A 2,504-nucleotide genomic window follows, 5' to 3' on the forward strand; every position below is an offset into this window, starting at 1 on the left:
GCGGTGCCGCGCCATCAGCGCCGACGGCCAGACGCAGACGTCGGAGACGGCACCACCGGCCCCGGACGGGGCCACGGGCTGGCACGAGGTCCCGGTGTCGGTGGCGTAGTCCCAGCGAGGGTGGCGCGGTGTCCGCGCGGGTGGCGCGGCCCCGTCAGTCGCGTCAGCCGGCGAGCACGACCTTCAGCTGCTCGATCGCCCAGTCCAGCTCGGTCGCGCGGATCGTCAGCGGCGGGGCGATGCGGATCGTCGATCCGTGCGTGTCCTTGACCAGCACGCCCCGGCCGAGCAGGCGCTCGGCCACCTCGCGGCCGGTGCCGACGCTCGGGTCGATGTCGACGCCGGCCCAGAGGCCCGCCACGCGCACGGCGGTGACGCCGTTCCCGACCAGCCCCTCCAGCTTCGCCTCGAGGTGCTCCCCGAGCGCCTTGGCGCGCGTCTGGAACTCCCCCGAGGCGAGCATCTCGACCACACGGGCGCCGACGGCGGCGGCCAGCGGATTGCCCCCGAAGGTCGAGCCGTGCTCGCCGGGCTTGATGACCCCGAGCACGTCGCGGTCGGCGACGACCGCCGAGACGGGCAGGATGCCGCCGCCGAGCGCCTTGCCGAGCAGGTAGACGTCGGGCACGACGCCCTCGCGGTCACACGCGAAGGTCTCGCCGACGCGACCGAGGCCGGACTGGATCTCATCCGCGATGAAGAGCACGTTCTTCTCGGTGCAGATCTCGCGCACGCGGGTGAGGAACCCCTCCGGCGGGATGACGACGCCGGCCTCGCCCTGGATGGGCTCGATGAGCACGGCCGCGGTGTTCTCGTCGATCGCCGCCGCGATCGCCTCGGCGTCGCCGAAGGGCACCTGCACGAAGCCGGGACCGTACGGACCGAACGCGTCGTGCGCATCCGGGTCGTCGCTGAAGCCCACAATGGTCGTGGTGCGCCCGTGGAAGTTGCCGCCCGCGACGACGATGCGCGCGGCATCCGTCGTCACGCCCTTCACCCGGTACGCCCACGCGCGGGCGACCTTGATTCCGGTCTCGACGGCCTCGGCGCCGGTGTTCATGGGCAGCACGAGGTCTTTCCGGCACAGCTTCGCCAGGCCCGACGAGAACTCGACGAGCTGGTCGTTGTGGTAGGCACGGCTCGTGAGGGTCAGGCGCTGCAGCTGCTCCTGCGCGACGGCGACGAGGGCCGGGTGCAGGTGTCCGAAGTTCAGCGCCGAGTACGCCGAGAGCAGGTCGAGGTAGCGCTTGCCCTCGACGTCGGTGACCCACACGCCCTCGCCGCGCGAGATCACGACCGGCAGCGGGTTGTAGTTGTGGGCGAGGTGCTCGTCCTCCGCGCCGATGACGCGGATGGTGGCGGTGTCGAGGCTGGGCGAGGTGGCGGGGGTCATACCGGCGTTTCCTTGGATCGCAGTTCGAGGGTGCAGCACTTGATGCCGCCGCCGCCGAGCAGCAGCTCGGACAGGTCGACGAGCACCGGGTGATAGCCGCGTTCGCGCAGCTGGGTCTCGAAGCCCTTCGCGCGCGGCGAGATGATGACGTTCCGGCCGTCGGAGGCAGAGTTGAGCCCGAACACCGCGCCGTCCTCGTCGGACACGCGGATCGCATCCGGATACCGCTCGGCGAGGATCGCGCGACTGGGCTCGTCGAAGGCGCCCGGCAGGTACGCGATGTTCGCGTGGTCGACGCCGCCGGGGCCCTGCACCGGGTCGAGCACGGCGATCGCGGTGTCGAGGTGGTAGAAGCGCGGGTCGACCAGGTTGAGCGAGACGACCTCGCGGCCGAAGACCTCGCCGACCTCGCCGTGGCTGTCGCCGGTCGAGCGGAAGCCGGTGCCGGCGAGGATGGTGTCGCCGACGAGCAGGAAGTCCCCCTCGCCCTCGTTGACCTCGCGCGGGTCGACGACCTCGAACCCGTTCTGCCCGAACCAGTCCATGAAGGCCGGCCCCTCGGGAACGCGCTCCTCGAAGCGGAACTTCGCCCCGTAGGCGACGCCGTCGATCACGAATCCGCCGTTGGCGGTGTAGACCATGTCGGGCAGACCCTCGAGCGGATCGATCAGCTCGACCTCGTGACCCAGCTCGATGTAGGTGTCGTACAGCGCCTGCCACTGACGCACGGCCTTGGCCGTGTCGGTGGGCTTCGCCGGCTCCATCCAGGGGTTGATGGTGTAGCTGACGGTGAAGTGCTCCGGGCGGCACATCAGGTACCGGCGGTGCTGCGCGACGCGCTCGGTGGCGGGGGTGCTCGACGAATCGGTGTGGTGCGTGGACATTTTCGCTCCTCAGTGAAGGGGGCGGCGGACGCTGTCCAGAGGCCCGGCGGTCCTGTCCCCGCCGTGGATCGCACGAGGAGAAGCGGCGGCCCGGGCACGCCGGAGTCCATTGTGGCACGACGCGCGCTCGGTCGGAGATTCACGCCGAGGTCGCGCCGGACAGGCGCATCCGGCACGCGTCGTCGTCGGAGATCCGCGCCGAGGTCGGAGGATCTGCGCCGAATCCT

Annotated in this window: 2 protein-coding genes; both read right to left on the minus strand. The window is 71.0% G+C overall.

Annotated features, from left to right (window positions below):
- Positions 1–163: 163 nt before the first annotated feature.
- A complete protein-coding gene (gene rocD / locus B4E30_RS05665) occupies positions 164–1,393 on the minus strand; it encodes an ornithine--oxo-acid transaminase (RefSeq protein WP_286793926.1) in 1,230 nt (409 codons plus the stop codon).
- Positions 1,390–2,277, minus strand: a complete 888-nt coding sequence (ddaH, locus tag B4E30_RS05670; RefSeq protein ID WP_286793928.1) for a dimethylargininase — start codon at positions 2,275–2,277, stop codon at positions 1,390–1,392. Before ddaH ends, rocD begins: the two co-directional genes overlap by 4 nt.
- Positions 2,278–2,504 lie beyond the last annotated feature (227 nt).

This window comes from Microbacterium sp. UBA3394, assembly GCF_002358725.1.
GTDB lineage: Bacteria > Actinomycetota > Actinomycetes > Actinomycetales > Microbacteriaceae > Microbacterium > Microbacterium luteum.

Bases quoted from the DNA above. Each gene is read 5' to 3' on its own strand.
- rocD (WP_286793926.1), bottom strand. From the start codon at position 1,393: ATGACCCCCGCCACCTCGCCCAGCCTCGACACCGCCACCATCCGCGTC.
- ddaH (WP_286793928.1), bottom strand. From the start codon at position 2,277: ATGTCCACGCACCACACCGATTCGTCGAGCACCCCCGCCACCGAGCGC.